The organism is Streptomyces sp. NPDC052040 (assembly GCF_044548405.1).
In the GTDB taxonomy this organism is placed as follows: domain Bacteria; phylum Actinomycetota; class Actinomycetes; order Streptomycetales; family Streptomycetaceae; genus Streptomyces.
Genome location: NZ_JBIUBV010000001.1, coordinates 506,494 through 524,375, shown reverse-complemented (window position 1 = coordinate 524,375; position 17,882 = coordinate 506,494). Strand labels below are relative to the sequence as shown.

The window sequence follows — 17,882 nt, the reverse complement described above, 5'->3', positions numbered from 1 at the left end:
GGCCCGACGGCTTCCGTTCCCACGGCGGTCAGCCGACGTCGGCCGGGACGGCCGGCAGCACACGGTGGTCGAGCACCGCGGAGAAGCGATCGACCACCTCCCGCAGCCCGGCCTCGGCGGCGGGTTCGACGGTCACGCCCGCCCGGTCGGCGAAGGTGATGCAGCGGTCCAGGACGAACCACCCCTGGACGACGTGGAACGCCCCCATCGAGGACAGCACCGGGCGCAGCGCGTAGTCGATGGCGAGGACGTGCGCCGTGGATCCCCCGGTGGCCAGCGGCAGCACGGTCTTCCCCGCGAGGGCACGCTGCGGGAGCCGGTCCAGCAGGCACTTCAGCAGTCCCGAGTACGCCGCATTGTGGACCGGGGAGGCGATCACCACGCCGTCCGCCATCTCGAACAGCCCGGCGACGCGGGCCAGTTCGGGATGGTCGGGGACGGTGCCGAGCAATGAGTCCGGGCAGAGGGTCCGGACGTCCAGCGGGAGGACGGTGTGCCCCCGGGCGGACAGCATCACATCAGCGTGGCGCAGCAGGCCGGTGGTGCGGGAGTGCACTGAGGGACTTCCCGAGACGGACAGGACGACAGCCATCAACTCTCACTTTGCCGAAGGGGTGCGGTCACTGGGGCGGAGGGTCAGGCGGCGGCCTCCTGGGCGCCGCCCACGCGCACCATCCGGTTCTCCGCCCAGCGGGCGGCAGGCGGCACCGCGGTTCCCGCGACCAGGAACATCGCGCCCAGGAGCAGGCAGCCGAACCAGCCCCCGCTGACCATGGCGGTGGTGGCGACCATCGGCGTGAGGATCTGCCCCAAGTCGCGTCCGACCCCGAACATCCCCTGGTACTGGCCTACGGCGTGTTCGGGGGCAAGTTCGAAGGACAGCCCCCAGGCGCCGGCCGACTGGAACAGTTCCCCCGCCACATGCACCCCGGCGCCGACCAGCAGGAAGGCTGCGGCCAGCCACACCGACCGTCCGTCGGCCAGGGCCCACAGCCCGCAGCATCCGGCGAGCAGGATGCCGGAGCGCAGTTGGGCGGTGGCGGCGCCGCGCACGGTGTCGGAGCCCTTACTGGCACGCACCTGGAAGACCGTGGCCGAGACCGAGTTGATCAGCACGATCACCGAGTACAGCGCCACCGGCACCTTGGTGTGCGTGGTGATGAACAGCGGCAGGGCCACCGTGAACAGGCCGAGGTTCATGCCGAGGACGGCGTTGAGCAGGGTGAGCAGGACGAACGGGCGGTCACGAAGGACGACCCAGCGCGGACCGTCCTTCGTCCTGGGCACCGGAGCGACGGCCGGCACCCTCATCGTCGCCGCCGCCGAGACCAGGTAGCACCCCGCGGCGATCACCACCACCACCAGATAGGCCCGGGTGGTGTCGGCCAGCAGGGCGCCACCCGCGATGACGGCACCCAGCGTCCAGCCCGCGTTGTTGACCGACCGGAGGTAGGCGCGGGTGTGCACCCGCTGTTCGGGCGCCGCGGATCCGGCGATCAGCGCGCCCTCGGCGGCGAGTCCCGCGGATTCGAAGAGCGTCACCAGGCAGGCCACCACCAGAAACGCGGCGAAGCTGTCCAGCAGCACATAGCCGCAGAGCAGCAGCGCCTCGGCGGTCCGTGCGGCGACCCTCAACCCGCGCGGCCCGAGGACGTCGGACAGATAGCCCGCCGGGATTCCGGCGGCGAGGCCCACCAGTGAGGCGAGCGTCAGACCGACGCCGACCTGACCGGCGGGCAGGCCGACCGACCGGGTCAGATAGAGCGGCAGTACGGTGGCGAAGAGGCCGCGGCCGACCCGGCTGGTGAGTGCGGCGACGGCCAGCCCGCGGACCGGACCCGGTTCCGGTATCACCGACCGCCAGAGCTGCGCTGTCCTGGAATGCGGCATCTGTCTTCCTGTCGTTCCGTGCGTGCCGGGCACGCGTGTGTGTGGGGGGTCCGATGATGGGCCGGAGCGGCTACGGAAGAGCGAACGGCAGGGTCACGCCGTCGAGCGCCCCGGCGCAGGCGCACCGGCGCTGCACAGGCAGTCCGGCCACTGCTTCCAGTACCAGTCCGCGCAGGCGTTCGGTGTGCCGGGCGAAGACCTTGAACACCTCGTCCTGGGCGACGCTCTCGGTGGAGTCGATCCCGGCGTCGAGGTCGGTCACCAGGGCCACCGAGGTGTAGCAGAGACCGAGTTCGCGCGCGAGCACCGCTTCGGGATGGCCGGTCATGTTGACCAGGGACCAGCCTGCCGAGGCGTACCACTGCGACTCCGCGCGGGTGGAGAAGCGAGGGCCCTCGATGACCACCATGGTGCCGCCGTCCGTGACGGCGTCGCCCGTCGTGGCGGCCGCCTTGGCCACCGCGGCCCGGCCGTCGGCGCAGTACGGATCCGCGAAGGACACATGGACCGCGCCCTCCTCGTAGAAGGTCTGGACGCGCCCGGAGGTCCGGTCCACCAGTTGGTCCGGGACCACGATGCTGCCCGGGCCCAGATCGCGCCGCAGCGAGCCGACCGCGCAGGGAGCGAGCACCTGGCGCACGCCGAGCGAGCGCAGGGCCCACAGATTGGCGCGGTAGTTGATGCGGTGCGGGGGCAGTGAGTGGCCACGGCCGTGGCGGGGCAGGAAGGCGACGGCGCGACCGGCCACGGTGCCGACGGAAACGGTCTCCGAGGGTTCGCCGTAGGGCGTGGTCACCGCGATCTCCTCAGTGGCGTCCAGCAGTTGGTAGAAACCGCTGCCACCGATCACCGCGATGTCGGCCACCCGGCCGGGTGCTGTGGTCATGATGGGGAATCCTCGTCTGTGGAAGTGGGCGAGCCCGGGCCGACCGGTGCGGCCGGCCGGTGGGCGGTCAGCGCGATCTGGTCCAGGGCGGTCACCAGCGGGTGGTCACCCGTTGGCACGCTGGGGTCCTCGGGGCGACGCACGGCCACCGTGTGCCAGCCCGCGGCGGCGGCCGCGTCGAGTTCTCCGACGCGGTCGCTGAGGAAGACGGTGAGGTGGGGCTCCACTGCGATGGCCCGGGTGATGCTCCGGTACGAGGCGACCTCCGTTTTGGAGCCCGCGTTGCCCAGGTCGAAGTGGCCGCGCAGCAGGCCGGACAGGTCCCCCTCGCTGCTCCGGCGGAACCAGTTGCGCTGGGCGCTCACCGAGCCCGAGGAGTAGATGTACACGGCGATGCCGGCCGCGTGCCAGGCGCGCAGGGCCGGCGGTACGTCCGGGTAGACATGGCCGGTGAGGGTGCCGTCGGCGAAGCCCTCGGCCCAGATCAGCCCTTGGACCCGCTTGAGCGGGGCGGCCTTGGCGTCGGCGTCGGCCCAGGCGGTGAGCACCTGGACGGCCTCCCTCTCGTCCACCACCGATCCCGTCGACTCCGCTATCTCCACGAGGAGTTCGGCATGGCACGGGTCGTCTCGGTGGTCGGCGAACCAGTCCGCCAGCCGGGCCCGGGCGTACGGGAACATCACGTCGTACACGTGCGCGGCGGATCCGGTGGTGCCCTCGATGTCCAGGACGGCCGCCCGTACGTTCGCCGTGATCACGCGTCCGCCGCCAGCAGCGCGTCGAGGTCCGGGAACTGGGCGGCGATGGTGTCACCGGTGAAGTCGCCCACCCAGCCGTCCTCTTCCCGGAAGAAGCGGATGGCGGCGAACTGCGGGCGGCTGCCCATGTCGAACCAGTGGGGGGTGCCCGCCGGAACCGACAGCAGGTCACCCGCCGTGCAGACGACCGCGTAGACCGTGCCCTCCACATGGAGGTAGAAGCAGCCCGTGCCGTGGACGAAGAAGCGCACCTCGTCCTCGGCGTGGCGGTGTTCCGCCAGGAAGGTCGAACGGGCCTGGCGCGCCTTCTCCTCCCACTCCGGACCCGGTTCGGGCCGGAGTTGGGCCACGTCGACGACCCGCAGCCCCTCCCGGGTGCACAGGTCGTCGACCTCGGAGCGGTAGAGCGCGAGGAGGTCCTCGGAGGATTCCGTCCCGGTGAGCGTGGTCCGAAGGTCCCAGCGGCGGAATGCGACACCACAGTCCCGCAGTGCCTCCGCGATCCGGTGTTCGTCGTCCGTGCGCAGCAGGACCTCGTCCGGCGCGTGGTCCGGCATGATCTGGAGCAGGGTCATCGGCTGTTCTCCTCGGCGGGGTGGGCGGTGACCGGTCCGGCCGGACCGGCACCGAGGACCAGGAGCTGGCAGATCGCCTCCAGGCACTCGAGGCGGTTGCGGGCTTCGGCGAGGTCACGCCCCCAGGTGGTGATCCCGTGGTGGGCGATGAGCAGTCCGGGCGGTGCCTGCGGGGTCCGTTCCAGGTGACTCGCGACCTCGCCGGCGATCCGGTCCACATCCGGCCAGTTGGGGAACACCGGCAGATCGGTCCGGGAGGGATCGGCCAGGCCGAGCCCCTTCAGCAACTCGAAGTGCTCGATCCGCAGCGGCCGCACCCGGTCGGCCCGGGCCCCGCTGGCGGCCGTCGTCGCGTAGGGCGCGTGGACGTGGATGACGGCTCCGGCGCCGGTGGTCCGGTAGACGGCGGCGTGGATCGAGGTCTCGGCGGACGGTCGCAGCGCCCCCGGGTCGACGGCGCGTCCGCTGACCGTGTCCACCACGACCGTGTCGTCGGCCGTCAGTTCACCCTTGTCCCGCCCGCTGGCGGTGATCAGGGCGCGGCGGTCCTGCGGGAGCCGGACAGAGATGTTCCCGGAAGTGCCGGGCATCCAGCCGCGTCGGTAGAGGTCGAGGGAGAGTCCGGCGAGGCTGCCGGCCAGGAGTCGGCGGTCCGTGTCGGAGGGGGCCGTGGTTCCGGTGGGGGCGGCGGTCATGCGGACACCTTGCTCAGGGTCGAGAGACTATGGGCGGACAAGCGTTCTGCTCCGCCGAGGCCGAGCAGTTCGACCACCGCGGCCAGTCCGGCCACCTCGGCGCCGGCGTCGGTGACGAGGCGGGCGGTGGCCGCGAGGGTGCCTCCGGTGGCGAGAACGTCGTCCACACAGAGCACCCGCTCGCCGGGCAGGACGGCGCCCTTCTGGAGTTCCAGCAGGTCGTCGCCGTACTCGAGGCTGTAGGACGCCCGGTGGACGGGCCCGGGGAGCTTGCCCGGCTTGCGAGCCAGGACGAGTGGCATGCCGGTCCGGACGGCGAGTGCCGCACCGAGCACGAACCCACGGGACTCCACGGCGAGGATCCGGTCGAACCGCCCGGCGTAGGTGCCGGCCACCCGGTCCGCGATCCGGCCGAGGAGGCCCGGTTCGGCGTAGACACCGGCCAGGTCCCGGAAGACGATCCCCGGCTGCGGGTGGTCGGGGAAGCAGCTGAGCAACTCGGTGATGCACGCACCGAGTTCGTCCTCCGGCGGCCCGGCCGCGGCCATCGGCCGGAGCACCTGCCGTTCGGAGACGACCGCGGTGACCAGTTCGGCCGGGGTGACGTCGAAGGCCGGGTTGAAGACGGCCGCGTCGGCTGGAGCGGTCGGCGCACCCGCGACCGTGGTGACCTCCGCGGCCGCCCTTTCCTCGATCAGGATGCCGCTGCCGCTGGGCAGTCGGCGGTCCCAGGTCGACTCGGGGGCGACCACCACGAACGGTATGCCGTGCCGGGCGGCCGCCACAGCCAGGCCGTAGGTGCCGATCTTGTTGGCGGTGTCGCCGTTGGCGGCGATCCGGTCCGCGCCCACCAGCACGCAGTCCACCAGTCCGCGGGACATCGCGGCGGCCGCGGCAGAGTCCACGCACACCTGGTACGGCACCTGGGCCTCGGCGAGTTCCCACGCGGTCAGCCGGGCGCCCTGCAACAGTGGTCGGGTCTCGTCCACCAGGACATTGGCGACCCGTCCGCGGGCGGCGAGTTCCAGGATCGTGCCGAGGGCGGTGCCGACCGCGGCGGTGGCCAGTCGGCCGGTGTTGCAGTGGGTGAGGATGCGCAGCGGCCGGTCCGGGGTGAGGGTCGCCACCAGGTCGGCGGCGTTCCGTACGGCAGCCCGGTTCACGGCGGCGTCCTCGGCCAGCATGGACACGGCTTGCGCCAGGACGGCCTCGGGCCCGTCGGCGAGCCGGCCGAGCGCGCGCTCCACGGCCCAGGCGAGGTTGACGGCGGTGGGCCGGGCCGCGGCGATCCGTGCGCTGTCGGCGCGCACCGCCGCCTCGTCCACCGCGCCGTCGGGCCGGGTCCGGTGCAGGTGGGCCGACAGGGCCACGCCCAGCGCCCCCGCCAGTCCGATGGCCGGGGCGCCCCGCACGGCCAGGGAGCGGATGGCGTCGATCAGCTGGTCGACCGTTTCCAGCCGCAGCACCCGGTACGCGTGGGGCAGCGCACGCTGGTCCACGGCGAGTACGGCGCCGTCGTCCCAGGTGATGGACGGCCTGGACGGGCCCTCGGGGATGTCCTCCGTCGGCCGGTTCACGCGACGGCCGCCTTCAGCTCCTCGACCCGGTCGGTCCGCTCCCAGGTGAAGTCCGGCAGTTCGCGGCCGAAGTGGCCGTACGCGGCGGTCCGGGCGTAGATGGGGCGCAGCAGGTCGAGGCTGCGGATGATGGCGGCCGGGCGGAGGTCGAAGACCTCGGTGACGGCCTTCTGGATGCGCAGCACGGGGACGGTCTCGGTGCCGAAGGTCTCGACGAACAGCCCGACCGGCTCGGCCTTGCCGATCGCGTACGCGACCTGCACCTCGGCCCGGCGGGCCAGGCCCGCGGCGACGATGTTCTTGGCGACCCAGCGCATGGCGTAGGCGGCCGAACGGTCCACCTTGGACGGGTCCTTGCCGGAGAAGGCGCCGCCGCCGTGGCGGGCCATGCCGCCGTAGGTGTCGATGATGATCTTGCGGCCGGTCAGTCCGGCGTCGCCCATCGGGCCGCCGATCTCGAAGCGGCCGGTGGGGTTGACCAGCAGGCGGTAGCCGTCGGTCTCCAGCGCGATGCCGTCCTCGGCCAGGCGCTTCAGCTCCGGCTCGACCACGTGGGTGCGGATGTCGGGGGCGAGTAACGCCTCCAGGTCGATGTCGGCGGCGTGCTGGGTCGAGACGACCACGGTGTCGAGGCGGACGGCCCTGTCGCCGTCATACTCGATGGTGACCTGGGTCTTGCCGTCGGGCCGGAGGTAGGGAGCCGTCCCGTCTCTGCGCACCGCGGAGAGCCGCCGTGCGAGCCGGTGCGCCAGGGTGATGGGCAGCGGCATTAACTCGGGTGTCTCGTCGGTGGCGTAACCGAACATCAGGCCCTGATCACCCGCGCCCTGCCGGTCCAGGTCGTCCGTGCCGACGGCCAGGGACCCGTCCACTCCCTGTGCGATGTCGGGCGACTGTGCGCCGATGCACACCGAGACACCGCAGGAGGCGCCGTCGAAGCCCTTCGCGGAGCTGTCGTAGCCGATCTCCAGGATCCGGTCGCGGACGAGTTGGGCGATCGGCGCATACGCCTTGGTGGTCACCTCTCCGGCCACATGCACCTGACCGGTGGTGATGAGCGTCTCCACGGCGACCCGGGACGTCGGGTCCTCCCGCAGGAGTGCGTCGAGGATGGTGTCGCTGATCTGGTCAGCGATCTTGTCGGGATGTCCCTCGGTCACGGACTCCGAGGTGAACAGGCGGCGAGACATGCTTCTCCTGGGGTATCGGCGGCCGGGCGGCGCCGGCGGACGGAGCGGGCCGAGGCCGAACGGTGTCCATGACGACGGCTCCGGGGACGGTCACGGAGCAGAGGTGTCGTCTGCCGCTCAGGGGCACCGTTCCGGCGCGGCCCGGCGCGGGCCCAACGCCCGCTGAATGCGAGGGCAATCGGCGGCCGACTCCACAGCAAATGGTTCGGCGGACACCCGCGGCCCGGATCTCAAACAAAGCACGTGACACCCCCCGGTACTCCCGCGGCCGCTCCTGCCGGAGCTTCTCCAAGACTCGGGAGGCGCTTTTCCCGCCCCACCGTAGATCTTGGACTTGACGAGGTCAAGACATGATCGACGTGGGACGACGCCCCACCACAGAACCCCGGCGAGTGACGTACGTCATATGGACGGGCCAATTGGGCCGATCTATCGTTCCCCAGCGGAGTCACGAACTGGTCTCGATTCTCCTCTCGAAATCTTCACGTAACTCCGACTCGGAATCACCGTGCAACTCCGATGATGATTTTCACCAGTGAACGGGTGCAGACGTGAACAGATTCCTTCCGTTAGGTGACGGATGGGCGGGGGAAACACTCGCGAAGGATGAGGGACTCTGGCGGGTCCCGGTGCCGCCCGAGGCAGCGGCCGAACTGATCGCGGCGGCCCGTGCCGAATTAGCCGCGAACCGTCGGCCCGACCTGGGCGCACCGCGCCCGACCGACCTGCCGCACAGCACGGCATTCGCCGCCGAACTCCGCTCCCGGCTCAAGGACGGCCTCGGGTGCGTGGTGATCACCGGATTCCCGGTGGCGGCCGACGACCCGCGTGAGGCCGAGACCGCCTACTGGCTGCTCGGACTCCTCCTCGGACGACCGGTCTCGCAGAGCCGCAAGGGCGACCTCCTGGGGAGAGTCGAGGACCGCGGCGCCGACATCTCCAGCCCCGTCCAGCGCGGCTACGAGAGCTCGGCCGAACTCCCCTTCCACGTCGACCGCACCGATGTGATCGGACTGCTGTGCATCCGCCGCGCCCACTCGGGCGGCCTGAGCCGCATCGCGTCCTCCAAGGCGGTGCACGACCTGCTTCTCGCCGAGAACCCGGACCTGCTCGCCGAGCTGTACCAGCCCTTCCCGAACGACCGGCGCGGCGAGGAACAACCCGGCGAACAGCCGTGGTCCGGCATCCCCGTGTTCAGCCGGACCGACGGCCACTTCGCGATGCGCTACGTCCGCCGCTTCATCACCGGTTCCCAGCGACACGACAGCGCACCCCGGCTCACCGAGCGCCAGCTGGCCGCCATGGACGCCGTCGACGAGATCCTCCAGCGCCCCGGTGTCGCACTCGACATGGAGCTGCGGGAGGGCGATCTACAGCTGATCAACAACTTCAGCATCCTGCACGCCCGGACCGCCTTCACGGGCGGCGGCGGACGGGACCGCCTGCTGCTCCGTCTCTGGCTCGCCTTCTCCGGCAGCCCCGCCCTGCCCGAGGGGTACGCGTCGCTGTACGGCGCGACCGCGGCCGGCTCCTACCGCGGTGGCGTGTGGCCGTCCGGAACGGTCCCCGCCGACCTCGGCCGACCCGTCTCCCAGCTCGGATGAGGCCGGACGCTTCACAGCGTCCCGGGGAAGACCCACAGCAGACCGCCGCGCCGCCCGAACTTGCAGCCGTCCGGTCCGTCCCGCTGCTCGATCACGACCGTGTGCCCGGTGTCGCCACCAGGCGCGGAGCCCCGGGCTCCATGCTGCTGCTGCACGGCTTCGGAGACGACAAGACCGCACTGCGGTCCCTCGGGGACGCGCTGTGCCCGGCGGGCTCGCTCGCGGTGTATCCGACGCTTCGCGCCCACGGCGCCAGCCCGGCTCCGGAGTGGGGGTATTCACCGCTGGACTTCGCCGCCGACGTCCAGCGGATCGCCGACTCCCTGCCCCGCCCGGTGCATGTGGTCGGACATTCCTACGGCGCGTTGGTCGCGGCGGTCCTCGCCGTTTCCCTGGGACCTTCAAGAATTGCCAGTGTCGCTCTCCTCGACCAGGCTTTCGAGCCTTTGATGGAGCGCTATGAGGCCGGTGAATGGGCAGAGGCAAGTTTCCTCAAATGGCATTACGATTACAGCCATCTGATCGACGCCATCGGCTCTCTCGGAATACCTGTTCTCTCGGTGATCGCCCGCGACAGTCCGGTCGTACCGGAGGGCGAACGCACCAGAATGCTCTCCCGCCCGAAAACCAGGACATTCTCCTGCGTACTGACCGGGGGCGGCCATACCTCATTCCTGCGGGATTCCGCGGTCGACATCCTTTCGGACTTCTATCAGGCCGCACTCGGGTGACCCGGAGCTGGAGACCTGAACGTGACAGTGCATCAACCTTCCGCCGCCGTCGACACCACCCTCGAGGTTCTGCTCCGAGTCCACCGTGAGGTGCTGGAGACCCAGGACATCGGCCCCGACGACAACTTCTTCGACCTGGGCGGCAACAGCCTGCTCGCCTTCCGGGTGATCAAGCGGACCGCCGAGCGACTCGGGGTCCGCGTGTCGGCCAGATCGGTCTTCACCGCGGACTCCATCCGCGACCTCGCCGACCGCGTCGAGGAGGCACGCAGTGCCGACGGGGCGTCGAGTGGCCGCGCCACCGCCACGGCGGCCCACCAGGGGCGGGCCTCGATGGCCCAGGAGTGGGCCGTCCTGTCCAGCCTCGACGACCCGGACGCCCCGGCCCTCCAGTTCCACGTCGCCTACCGGGTGCGCGGCCCGCTCGATCTGGCGGCGCTGCGCGGCGCGCTCCAGGCACTCACGGCGCACCACCCCTCCCTGCGCACGGTGTTCCGGGTGCAGGACGGCACCGTACGCCAGCACGTGCTGCCCGAGGCGCTGCCCGAGCTGTTCGTGGAGGACGTCCGCCGTCTGCCCGAGGGCGAACGCGCCGGGGAGGCCCTGCGCATACTCGACATTGAGGTCCGCCGTCCCTTCGACCGGTACGCCGGGCCGCTGGTCCGGGCGCACCTGGTGCGCGCCGCGCCCGACGACGCCTACCTCGCCCTGGTTTTCGACCACATGGGCGCGGACGGGTGGTCGCTGGACGTCCTCACCGCGGATCTCGACGCCGCCTACCGGGCCCGGCTCGACGGCGGCACTGCCGAACTCACCGGCTCCGGCGCCTACACGGACTGGTCCGCGCGACAATGGGACCGCTTCGAGCACGGCCGCATCGACCGGGTGGCGGGCTACTGGAAGTCCCAACTCGGCGACGATCCCTCTTCGATCGCCGTCCGGCTGCCCGGCTACCGCCCCAATCAGGGGCTGTCGGACCCGGCCGCACTGCACCTGGAGGTGCCGGCCGACGTCGGCGAGGCGCTGGACACCGTCTGCCGCAAGCTCCGGGCGACGCCGTACTGTGTCACCATCGCGGCGCTGAAGGCGCTCGTCGCCCAGCAGACCGGCCGGTCCCGGGTCACCCTGCTCACCAGCTCCGCCAACCGCCTGGAGCCGGAATTCCAGGACACCGTCGGCTGGTTCGCCAACGGGGTCTTCCCGACCACCGACGTCGATCTCGACCTGCCCTTCGACCGGTTCGTCGCCCGGGTCACCGAGACGGCGCTCGCGGCCACCGCGCACGGCGACCTGCCGGCCTGGTACGTCCGCCGCGCGATGTGGCCCCAGGTGCCCAGCGGATTCCGCAAGGACCCCGGCATCTACTTCATGTTCAACGAGCTGTGGGGCAGGTCGCTGCGGCTCGGCGGCCTCACGGTGGAACCGGTCGCCCTGCCGGAGACCGCCGACTCCCCCGGCCTGCACATGTGGCTCCTCCGGGACGGTCCCGCCTTGCAGTTCACCGCACTGCACTACCGGTCCGAGTACACGGACGCATACGTCCATGAGTTCGCCAGAACATTTCTCGCCGCCGTCGCGGCACTCGCCCACCGACCCGACCGGCCCATGCGCGAGGTCCTCGGGTCCGGCGGCTCCTTACCTCTCCAGCAGACAGGAACCTGACCAGACATGCCCACCATCGACATCGACGCCTACCGCCGGGACGGTTACCACCTGCTCCCCGGTCTGCTCGGCACCGACGACCACCGCCGGGCCGTCGACTTCTTCGACACCCTCGACGCCGCGGACGACGTGGCGCCCGGATACGAGGCGGAGTACGACGAGGCGGACGGCGTGCGCCGACTGCGCAAGCTCCGCCGTCTGCTCTGGAACGACCCGAAGATCTGGGGCCCCGTCCTCAACCGCACCGGTGCCACCGAGCTGGCCCGGCAGGTCATCGGCGACCAGGCCGCCGTCGTCTTCCACGCGGCCTTCCTCAAGCCCGCCCTGGTCGGCACCGAGGTGGCACTGCACCAGGACCAGGCGCTGTGGACGTACACCTACCCCAAGGCGTTCAGCGTCTGGTTCGCGCTGACCCCGGTCTCGCCCGCCAACGGAGGCCTGTTCGGCTGTCCCGAGTCGCACGCCGACGGGCACGTCCCGCACCGCGACCGGCCGCACTACCGCTGGCACGCCAGCCTCGACGCGGCCGAGGACGGCCTGCGCGAGCCGGTCCAGTTCGAGCTGGCCCCCGGGGACGCCGTCATGTGGGACCGCTACTTCGCCCACGGCAGCGCAGCCAACACCTCCCCGGACGACCGCCGCGGCATGGTGGTCGTCTTCGCAGACGCCTCGGACCCCGAGTTCCGCGCCAAGGACAGCTTCCCGCTCAGCGACCTGGCCGACCTCGGCACCGCCTGATCCGGGCTCACCGACGATCTGCAGGAGACCTTGTGACGTACATCATCGACAGCACCCTGCGTGAGGGCATGCAGTCGGCGCACGGCCGCTTCACACTGGAGCAGAGTGTCGAAGTCGCCTCGCTGCTGGTGCGTTCCGGTGCCGACGCCATTGAGTGCGGCCACCCGGCCATCGGCCCCGACGAACTGCTGCGGGTCTCCGCGGTGGTGGAGGCGGCAGGCGACGTCCCGGTGCTGGCGCACGCCCGGGCGGACGTGGCCGACATCGAGGCCGTCGCCAAGACCGGTGCCGCGTGGGTCGGCATCTTCCTCGGCGTGAACGAGGTGACCCGGCGCTCCCGGCTGCCCGGACGCACCCTGAAGGAACTCTTCGACCGTGTGGAGCAGTCCGTCTCCCACGCCCGCAGGCTCGGTCTGCGGGTCCGGTTCACGGTCGAGGACAGCAGCCGCACCGACTCCGGCGAACTCGTCGAGGCCTACCTCATCGCAGCCGAGGCCGGGGCCGAACGCATCTGCTTCGCCGACACCCTGGGCCTCATGGAGCCGCACCAGATCAGCGAGCGCATCGGCGAGCTGCAACGGCTCTGTCCCACCACCGACATCGAGGTGCATCTCCACGACGACCGGGGGCTGGCGCTCGCCAACGCGCTGGCGGCCGTCGACGCGGGTGCGACCTGGGTCTCGACGTCGGTCAACGGCCTGGGTGAGCGGGCCGGGATCACCGACTACGCGGCTCTTGCCGTCAACTTGCAGTACCGCGGCACGCGCCAACTGGCCGACCCGACGCTGCTGAACGAACTCAGCCGCCGGGTCGGCGCCTACTCGCGCTCGATGCCCGACCACCGCAGGCCCGTGGTCGGCCGCGACATCTTCCACCATGTCGCCAAGCTCCACGTCGCGGCCGTCGAGCGTGAGCCCGGGTCGTACGAGTGGCTGGAGCCCGCCTTCCTCGGACGTACCAGCACCACCCGGCCGACGGGCGTGTCGGGCACGGCGACCGACTGGATCGTCGACCCGAAGATCATCTCTGCCAGCGAGCTGCGCTACCACCGCAAGGGCCCGGGTGACCGCTTCGTCCTCGTCGACAACCGCTTCGTGCCGGGTGCGGAGCAGTACTGCATCGCCCGGCGCATCCCGAAGCTCGACGACTACGGCCCCGGCCACGTCGACACCCATGTCCACCACTGCGACAGCCTCTTCATCTTCCTCGGGGAGGAGGACGGCTACGAGGGCCTGTCCGTCGAAGTGACCCTCGGCAACGAGGTGTTCGCGGTGCAGAGCCCGGCCTCCGTCTTCATCCCCTCCGGTGTGTCCCACGGCTACCGCGTCGTCGGTGGCGCCGGAACCTACCTCAACCACGTCCTCGCGGGCGACTACAACTCCAGCCTGCTCGACCCCCTCGGGAGCAACGCATGACCAGCCAGACCGTCAACGAGAAGTCGACCGCGTGGGACCTGATCGGGTCCCTCTTCTGGGAGTCCGGCCGGACCACGGCCAAGCCGAGCGACGAGGAGATCGCTCTCTTCACGACCGGCGTGCAGCCCGGCTCGCGCTGCACCGTCGTGGGCGCCTCCACCAAGGACCTGGTCGAGGCCCTGATCGCGCTCGGTGCCGTGGTCACCGTCCTCGACTTCTCCGAGCGCATGTGCACCGACCTGCGCGCGGCCCTGCCGGCCGGCTCCTGTGAGGTGCTGCAGCACGACATCACCCGGCCGGCGCCCGAGCACCTGCGCGGCACCCAGGACTTCGTCCTCAACGACCGCCTGGTGAACAGGTTCAGCGAGACCGAGGCCCGCAAGGGCATCGAGGGCATGCTCGACCTGCTCGCCGACGGCGGCCAGATCCGCGCCTCGATCAAGCTCGGGCTCTATCCGATGGACGAGCGCATGATCACCACCGGCCGGGAGCGCGGCTCACTGGAGCGCTTCTACGACTCCGGCAAGAAGGTCATCGACTTCTCCGCGGCCGGGGATGTGCTGACCGACTCCCTGCTGCCGCACGGCGAGATCGACTCCGAGCTGCTGCTCCAGTGGTACCGCGGCCGCGGCAAGGAGCAGCGCTTCGACCACGAGGACATCACGGCCCTGGTGGCGAGCGCGGCGGTCGGCGAGCGGGCGCTGCGTCTGGTCTCCGCGACCGACTTCGGCCAGGCCCCGGCGACCCGGATGTACACCGCCGAGGCCGGCTCCGCACGACGGGACGCCTGACCGGTGTGCGGAGTTGTCGGTGTGTGCCTGGCCCCCGCTGTCGCGGGGGCCGGGCGCACGCCCGCCGACCGCCTCGCCACCGCGGCCGTCGAAAAACTGCTGCACCGCGGCCCGGACGGCTACGGGGTCGTCGGTGACGGCGGCTCGGCGGTCGCCATGTGCCGGCTGCGCGTGCGCAGCCGCGCGTCCGACACCGTGCCGTTCGCCGCGCCCGCGGGTGCGACCGCGTTCGCCTTCAACGGCGAGGTGTACGCGACCGGTTCGGGCGCCTGGTACGGCGAGGGCCGGGTCGACGTCCCGCTGGGCGGCCTCGACGAGGCCCAGGGGGTGGACGGGCACGGACCCGACGCCCTGGACGGGATGTACGCGCTTCTGCGCCGCACCCCGGACGGCGCAATCGAGGTCACCCGCGACCCCCTGGGCATCAAGCCGCTCTATCTGCTCCGGCACCGGGACGGGGTGGCTGTGGCCTCGGAGATCCCGGCGCTGCTGGAGCTGTTCGGGCCCTCCCCGGTCCGGCCGGAGGCCGTCACCCAGTTCCTGATGTTCGGCCGGGTGGTGGACGGTGGCACCTTCTTCGAGGGCATCGAACCGGTCGCGCCCGGGACCCGGTTGCTCCTCAAGGAGGGCCGGGTGCAGCAGTGGTCGACCGGCTCCGCGGCGCTGCCGCCGGTCCGGCCGGACACCCCGGCCGGACCGGAGCGGATCCGCGCCGCCCTCGCGCGCGCGGTGGACCGCGTCCTGGTGTCCGACCGGCCGCTCGGCCTGGCGCTGAGCGGCGGGCTCGACTCGACCGTCCTCGCGACCGAGCTGGCCCGGCGCGGCGTGCGCGACCTGTCAACGGTGAGCGTGCTGCCACGCGGAAACGGCGACGGCGTCCGGGACCTGGCGGCCCTGCGGCTTCCCGGCACCTCGTGGCAGAGCTGGCGGCACCGGTCGATCGACTTCGGCCCGGACGACCTGCTCGACGGCATACCCGATGCCGTCCGGTCGCTGGGTGAGCCGACCGCGCTCAGCAGCGTGCCCATGTACGCGGCGCTGGCCCGGCTGGCCCGGGAGAGCGGGATCGTCGTCCTGCTGGTCGGTGAGGGCGCCGACGAGATGTTCGGCGGGTACCGCAGCTACCTGGGTCTGGGCGCGAGAGCCGACGCCGCCGACTTCTATCTGTCCGAGGAGCGTTCCGCGCTGCTCCGCGGGCTGGTCGGCGTCCCGGCCCACGACGCGGCCCGGGACGCCCTGCTGGACGCGCTGCCGGCCGCCGCGGGCCGCCCGGTCGACGACGTCGTCAGGGAGTTCGAATACGAGCACAGCCTCGAACCCCTGCTGCGACGGGCCGACCACCTGCTGATGGCTCAGGGGGTGGAGGGGCGCACCCCCTTCCTGCACGGCGGGCTGCCCGCCCTCGCCGCGTCCCTGCCGTTCGGGGAGCTGGTCCGCGACGGCCAGACCAAGGTGGCTCTGCGGCAGGCGTACGCCACGGAACTGCCGCACTTCCTCGACGAGGTGAAGAAGCCGTTCCGGGCCCCCCTTGACGACTGGCTGACCGGCCCCCGCGCAGCGCGGGTCCGGGCCGGCCTGGCGGGGCACCGCGACCGGCTGGAGGCGGCGGGCCTGCGACCGGACGCCCTCGGCGGCCTGCTGGACGGCATCGCCGCGGGCGACGCCACCGCAACCGGGCTCGCGTTCCCGCTGCTCACGCTGGGCGCCTGGCTGGAATGGCTGGCCGCCTGACGTCCGGCCACCGAAACGATCCGACTCCTTCGAAAGTGGGCACCATGTCCGATCCCTCCGCCGGCCACGCCGACGCCGTGTCCCGTCCGGACCACGCCCGGCGGACGATCCACCAGGCGGTCACCCGGCAGGCCTGGCAGCGGCCGGACGCCGTCGCGCTGGAGTTCAAGGGGCAGCAGTTCGGCTACGCCGAGCTGGATGCCGCGGCCGACGCCTACGCGGCGACCCTCCAGGCCCGCGGAGTGGGCCCGGGCCGACTGGTGCCCGTCCTGCTGCCGCGCTCACCGGAGCTGGTCGCCGTGCTGCTGGCCGTGCTCAAGTGCGGCGCCGGGTACTCCGCCCTGGACCACCGCTGGCCGTCCGAGCGGGTCGGCGCCGTGGTGCGCGCCCTGGACGCGCCGCTGCTGGTCACCGACCGCGCCCAGCCGTCGGTGGACGTCCCGGTCTGGACGCCCGGGGCGGAGCTCTCGGCCGCGGCGGAGTCCGGTGCCGTTCCGGACCCCGTCGCGGTGAGCCCGGAGGATGTCGCCATGGTGTTCTTCACCTCGGGGACGACGGGCGAACCCAAGGGGGTCCTGTCCCCGCACCGGGCCACCACCCGCCTCTTCGACGGGCGCACCTTCGCGGACTTCGGCCGCGGCCGGGTGATGGCCCAGGCCGCGCCGGTGCCCTGGGATGCCTTCGCGCTGGAACTGTGGGGCATGCTCACCACGGGCGGCACCAGCGTGATCGTCGAGGACGACTACCTCTTCTCGGACGACCTGCGCGACCTGGTCAAGTCGTCAGGGGTGGACACTGTGTGGCTCACGGCGTCGCTGTTCAACCTCCTCGTCGACGAGGACGTGGACTGCTTCGAGGGCCTCCGGCAGGTCCTCACCGGCGGGGAGCGGCTGTCCGTGCCGCATGTGCGCGCCTTTCAGGAGCGGCACCCGCAGATCCTGCTGGTCAACGGCTACGGGCCGGTGGAGAGCTGTGTGTTCGTCACCACCCGCCCGGTGCGCCCGGCCGACTGGACGGCGGCGGACGGCATCCCGATCGGCCGTCCGGTACCCGGCACCTCGGTGCTGCTGCTCGACGACGGCATCCCCGTCCCGGAGGACGCCCCGGGCGAGATCTGCGTCGCGGGCGAGGGCCTGGCCCTCGGCTACCTCGGCAATCCGGAGGCGACCGCGGAGAAGTTCGTCACCGCGAACGTCGACGGCGCCCCCACGCTGCTCTACCGGACCGGCGACCTCGGCCGCCGGAACGCGGACGGGGTGCTGCACTACCTCGGGCGCGCGGACCGGCAGATCAAGATCTCCGGCTATCGCGTGGAGCCCGCCGGAATCGAACAGACCGCCCTCGGCCTGCCGGGGGTGCGGGAGTGCGCGGTCATACCCGTCCCCGGCCCGGACGGCGGCTGGGACCGGCTGGCGCTGTTCTACCGGGGCGGCTCGGGGGCCCCCGAGCCGACCGGGCTCCAGCGGAGCCTCGCCGAGGTGCTGCCGCACTACATGGTGCCCCCCACCGTACGCCGACTCGATTCCTTCCCGCGGACCGCGAACGGAAAGCTCGACCAGGCGGCCCTGCTCGACGGGCTCCCGCAGTCACCCGACCAGCCGCGACCGCCCGTTGACCGGTGCCCGGCCGGCACCTGACG

At 71.8% G+C, this 17,882-nt stretch carries 17 protein-coding genes; 8 read left to right on the top strand and 9 right to left on the bottom strand.

Translation table 11 applies throughout. The annotated features are described in order from the left end of the window. Window positions 1–28: 28 nt before the first annotated feature. From ssuE to metK, 8 genes are all read right to left on the bottom strand, one after another. A complete protein-coding gene (ssuE, locus tag ACIHAA_RS02155; protein ID WP_399811841.1) occupies window positions 29–592 on the bottom strand; it encodes an NADPH-dependent FMN reductase in 564 nt (187 codons plus the stop codon). A gap of 44 nt (window positions 593–636) precedes the next feature. Next, the gene (locus ACIHAA_RS02150) at window positions 637–1,890 is read right to left on the bottom strand and encodes an MFS transporter (RefSeq protein ID WP_399811839.1); all 1,254 of its coding nucleotides are present in this window, start codon (window positions 1,888–1,890) and stop codon (window positions 637–639) included. Between the two features lie 70 nt (window positions 1,891–1,960). After that, complete coding sequence (locus ACIHAA_RS02145; protein ID WP_399811836.1) at window positions 1,961–2,776, bottom strand: S-methyl-5'-thioadenosine phosphorylase; 816 nt, start codon at window positions 2,774–2,776, stop codon at window positions 1,961–1,963. Continuing rightward, complete coding sequence (mtnC, locus tag ACIHAA_RS02140) at window positions 2,773–3,534, bottom strand: acireductone synthase (protein ID WP_399811833.1); 762 nt, start codon at window positions 3,532–3,534, stop codon at window positions 2,773–2,775. Before mtnC ends, ACIHAA_RS02145 begins: the two co-directional genes overlap by 4 nt. Beyond that, entirely contained in the window at window positions 3,531–4,109 is a 579-nt protein-coding gene (locus ACIHAA_RS02135) for a 1,2-dihydroxy-3-keto-5-methylthiopentene dioxygenase (protein WP_399811831.1), read from the bottom strand. Before ACIHAA_RS02135 ends, mtnC begins: the two co-directional genes overlap by 4 nt. Continuing rightward, window positions 4,106–4,804, bottom strand: coding sequence for a methylthioribulose 1-phosphate dehydratase (gene mtnB / locus ACIHAA_RS02130; RefSeq protein ID WP_399811829.1), 699 nt, complete (start codon window positions 4,802–4,804; stop codon window positions 4,106–4,108). The genes ACIHAA_RS02135 and mtnB overlap by 4 nt, the downstream gene beginning before the upstream one ends. Then, entirely contained in the window at window positions 4,801–6,381 is a 1,581-nt protein-coding gene (mtnA, locus tag ACIHAA_RS02125) for an S-methyl-5-thioribose-1-phosphate isomerase (protein ID WP_399811826.1), read from the bottom strand. Before mtnA ends, mtnB begins: the two co-directional genes overlap by 4 nt. Next, window positions 6,378–7,571 (bottom strand): methionine adenosyltransferase, encoded by a 1,194-nt coding sequence (metK, locus tag ACIHAA_RS02120; protein ID WP_399811824.1) that lies wholly within the window; start codon window positions 7,569–7,571, stop codon window positions 6,378–6,380. Before metK ends, mtnA begins: the two co-directional genes overlap by 4 nt. Window positions 7,572–8,200: 629 nt before the next feature. Here metK and ACIHAA_RS02115 point away from each other — a divergent pair. Further along, complete coding sequence (locus ACIHAA_RS02115) at window positions 8,201–9,175, top strand: TauD/TfdA family dioxygenase (RefSeq protein ID WP_399811822.1); 975 nt, start codon at window positions 8,201–8,203, stop codon at window positions 9,173–9,175. 11 nt (window positions 9,176–9,186) lie between these two features. Here the strand turns inward: ACIHAA_RS02115 and ACIHAA_RS02110 are convergent, their stop codons facing one another. Next, window positions 9,187–9,330: a hypothetical protein gene (locus ACIHAA_RS02110; protein WP_399811820.1), complete on the bottom strand. Its 144-nt coding sequence runs from the start codon at window positions 9,328–9,330 to the stop codon at window positions 9,187–9,189. On the opposite strand from ACIHAA_RS02110, the gene ACIHAA_RS02105 reads away from it, so the two are divergent. Genes ACIHAA_RS02105 through ACIHAA_RS02075 form a run of 7 tightly spaced genes read left to right on the top strand, consistent with a single transcriptional unit; the run spans window position 9,316 to window position 17,880 of the window. Continuing rightward, entirely contained in the window at window positions 9,316–9,906 is a 591-nt protein-coding gene (locus tag ACIHAA_RS02105) for an alpha/beta fold hydrolase (RefSeq protein WP_399811817.1), read from the top strand. The genes ACIHAA_RS02110 and ACIHAA_RS02105 overlap by 15 nt on opposite strands. A 21-nt stretch (window positions 9,907–9,927) precedes the next feature. Next, window positions 9,928–11,568: a condensation domain-containing protein gene (locus ACIHAA_RS02100; RefSeq protein ID WP_399811815.1), complete on the top strand. Its 1,641-nt coding sequence runs from the start codon at window positions 9,928–9,930 to the stop codon at window positions 11,566–11,568. A gap of 6 nt (window positions 11,569–11,574) precedes the next feature. Further along, on the top strand, window positions 11,575–12,306 hold the full coding sequence (locus ACIHAA_RS02095; protein ID WP_399811813.1) for a phytanoyl-CoA dioxygenase family protein: 732 nt from the start codon (window positions 11,575–11,577) through the stop codon (window positions 12,304–12,306). A gap of 32 nt (window positions 12,307–12,338) precedes the next feature. Next, window positions 12,339–13,721 carry a hypothetical protein gene (locus tag ACIHAA_RS02090; RefSeq protein ID WP_399811811.1) on the top strand — a complete coding sequence of 461 codons (1,383 nt, stop codon included), beginning with the start codon at window positions 12,339–12,341 and terminating at the stop codon, window positions 13,719–13,721. After that, window positions 13,718–14,512: a hypothetical protein gene (locus ACIHAA_RS02085; RefSeq protein WP_399811808.1), complete on the top strand. Its 795-nt coding sequence runs from the start codon at window positions 13,718–13,720 to the stop codon at window positions 14,510–14,512. The genes ACIHAA_RS02090 and ACIHAA_RS02085 overlap by 4 nt, the downstream gene beginning before the upstream one ends. A 21-nt stretch (window positions 14,513–14,533) precedes the next feature. Further along, window positions 14,534–16,243 (top strand): asparagine synthetase B family protein, encoded by a 1,710-nt coding sequence (locus ACIHAA_RS02080; RefSeq protein ID WP_399811805.1) that lies wholly within the window; start codon window positions 14,534–14,536, stop codon window positions 16,241–16,243. A gap of 44 nt (window positions 16,244–16,287) precedes the next feature. Continuing rightward, window positions 16,288–17,880: an amino acid adenylation domain-containing protein gene (locus ACIHAA_RS02075; RefSeq protein ID WP_399811804.1), complete on the top strand. Its 1,593-nt coding sequence runs from the start codon at window positions 16,288–16,290 to the stop codon at window positions 17,878–17,880. Window positions 17,881–17,882 lie beyond the last annotated feature (2 nt).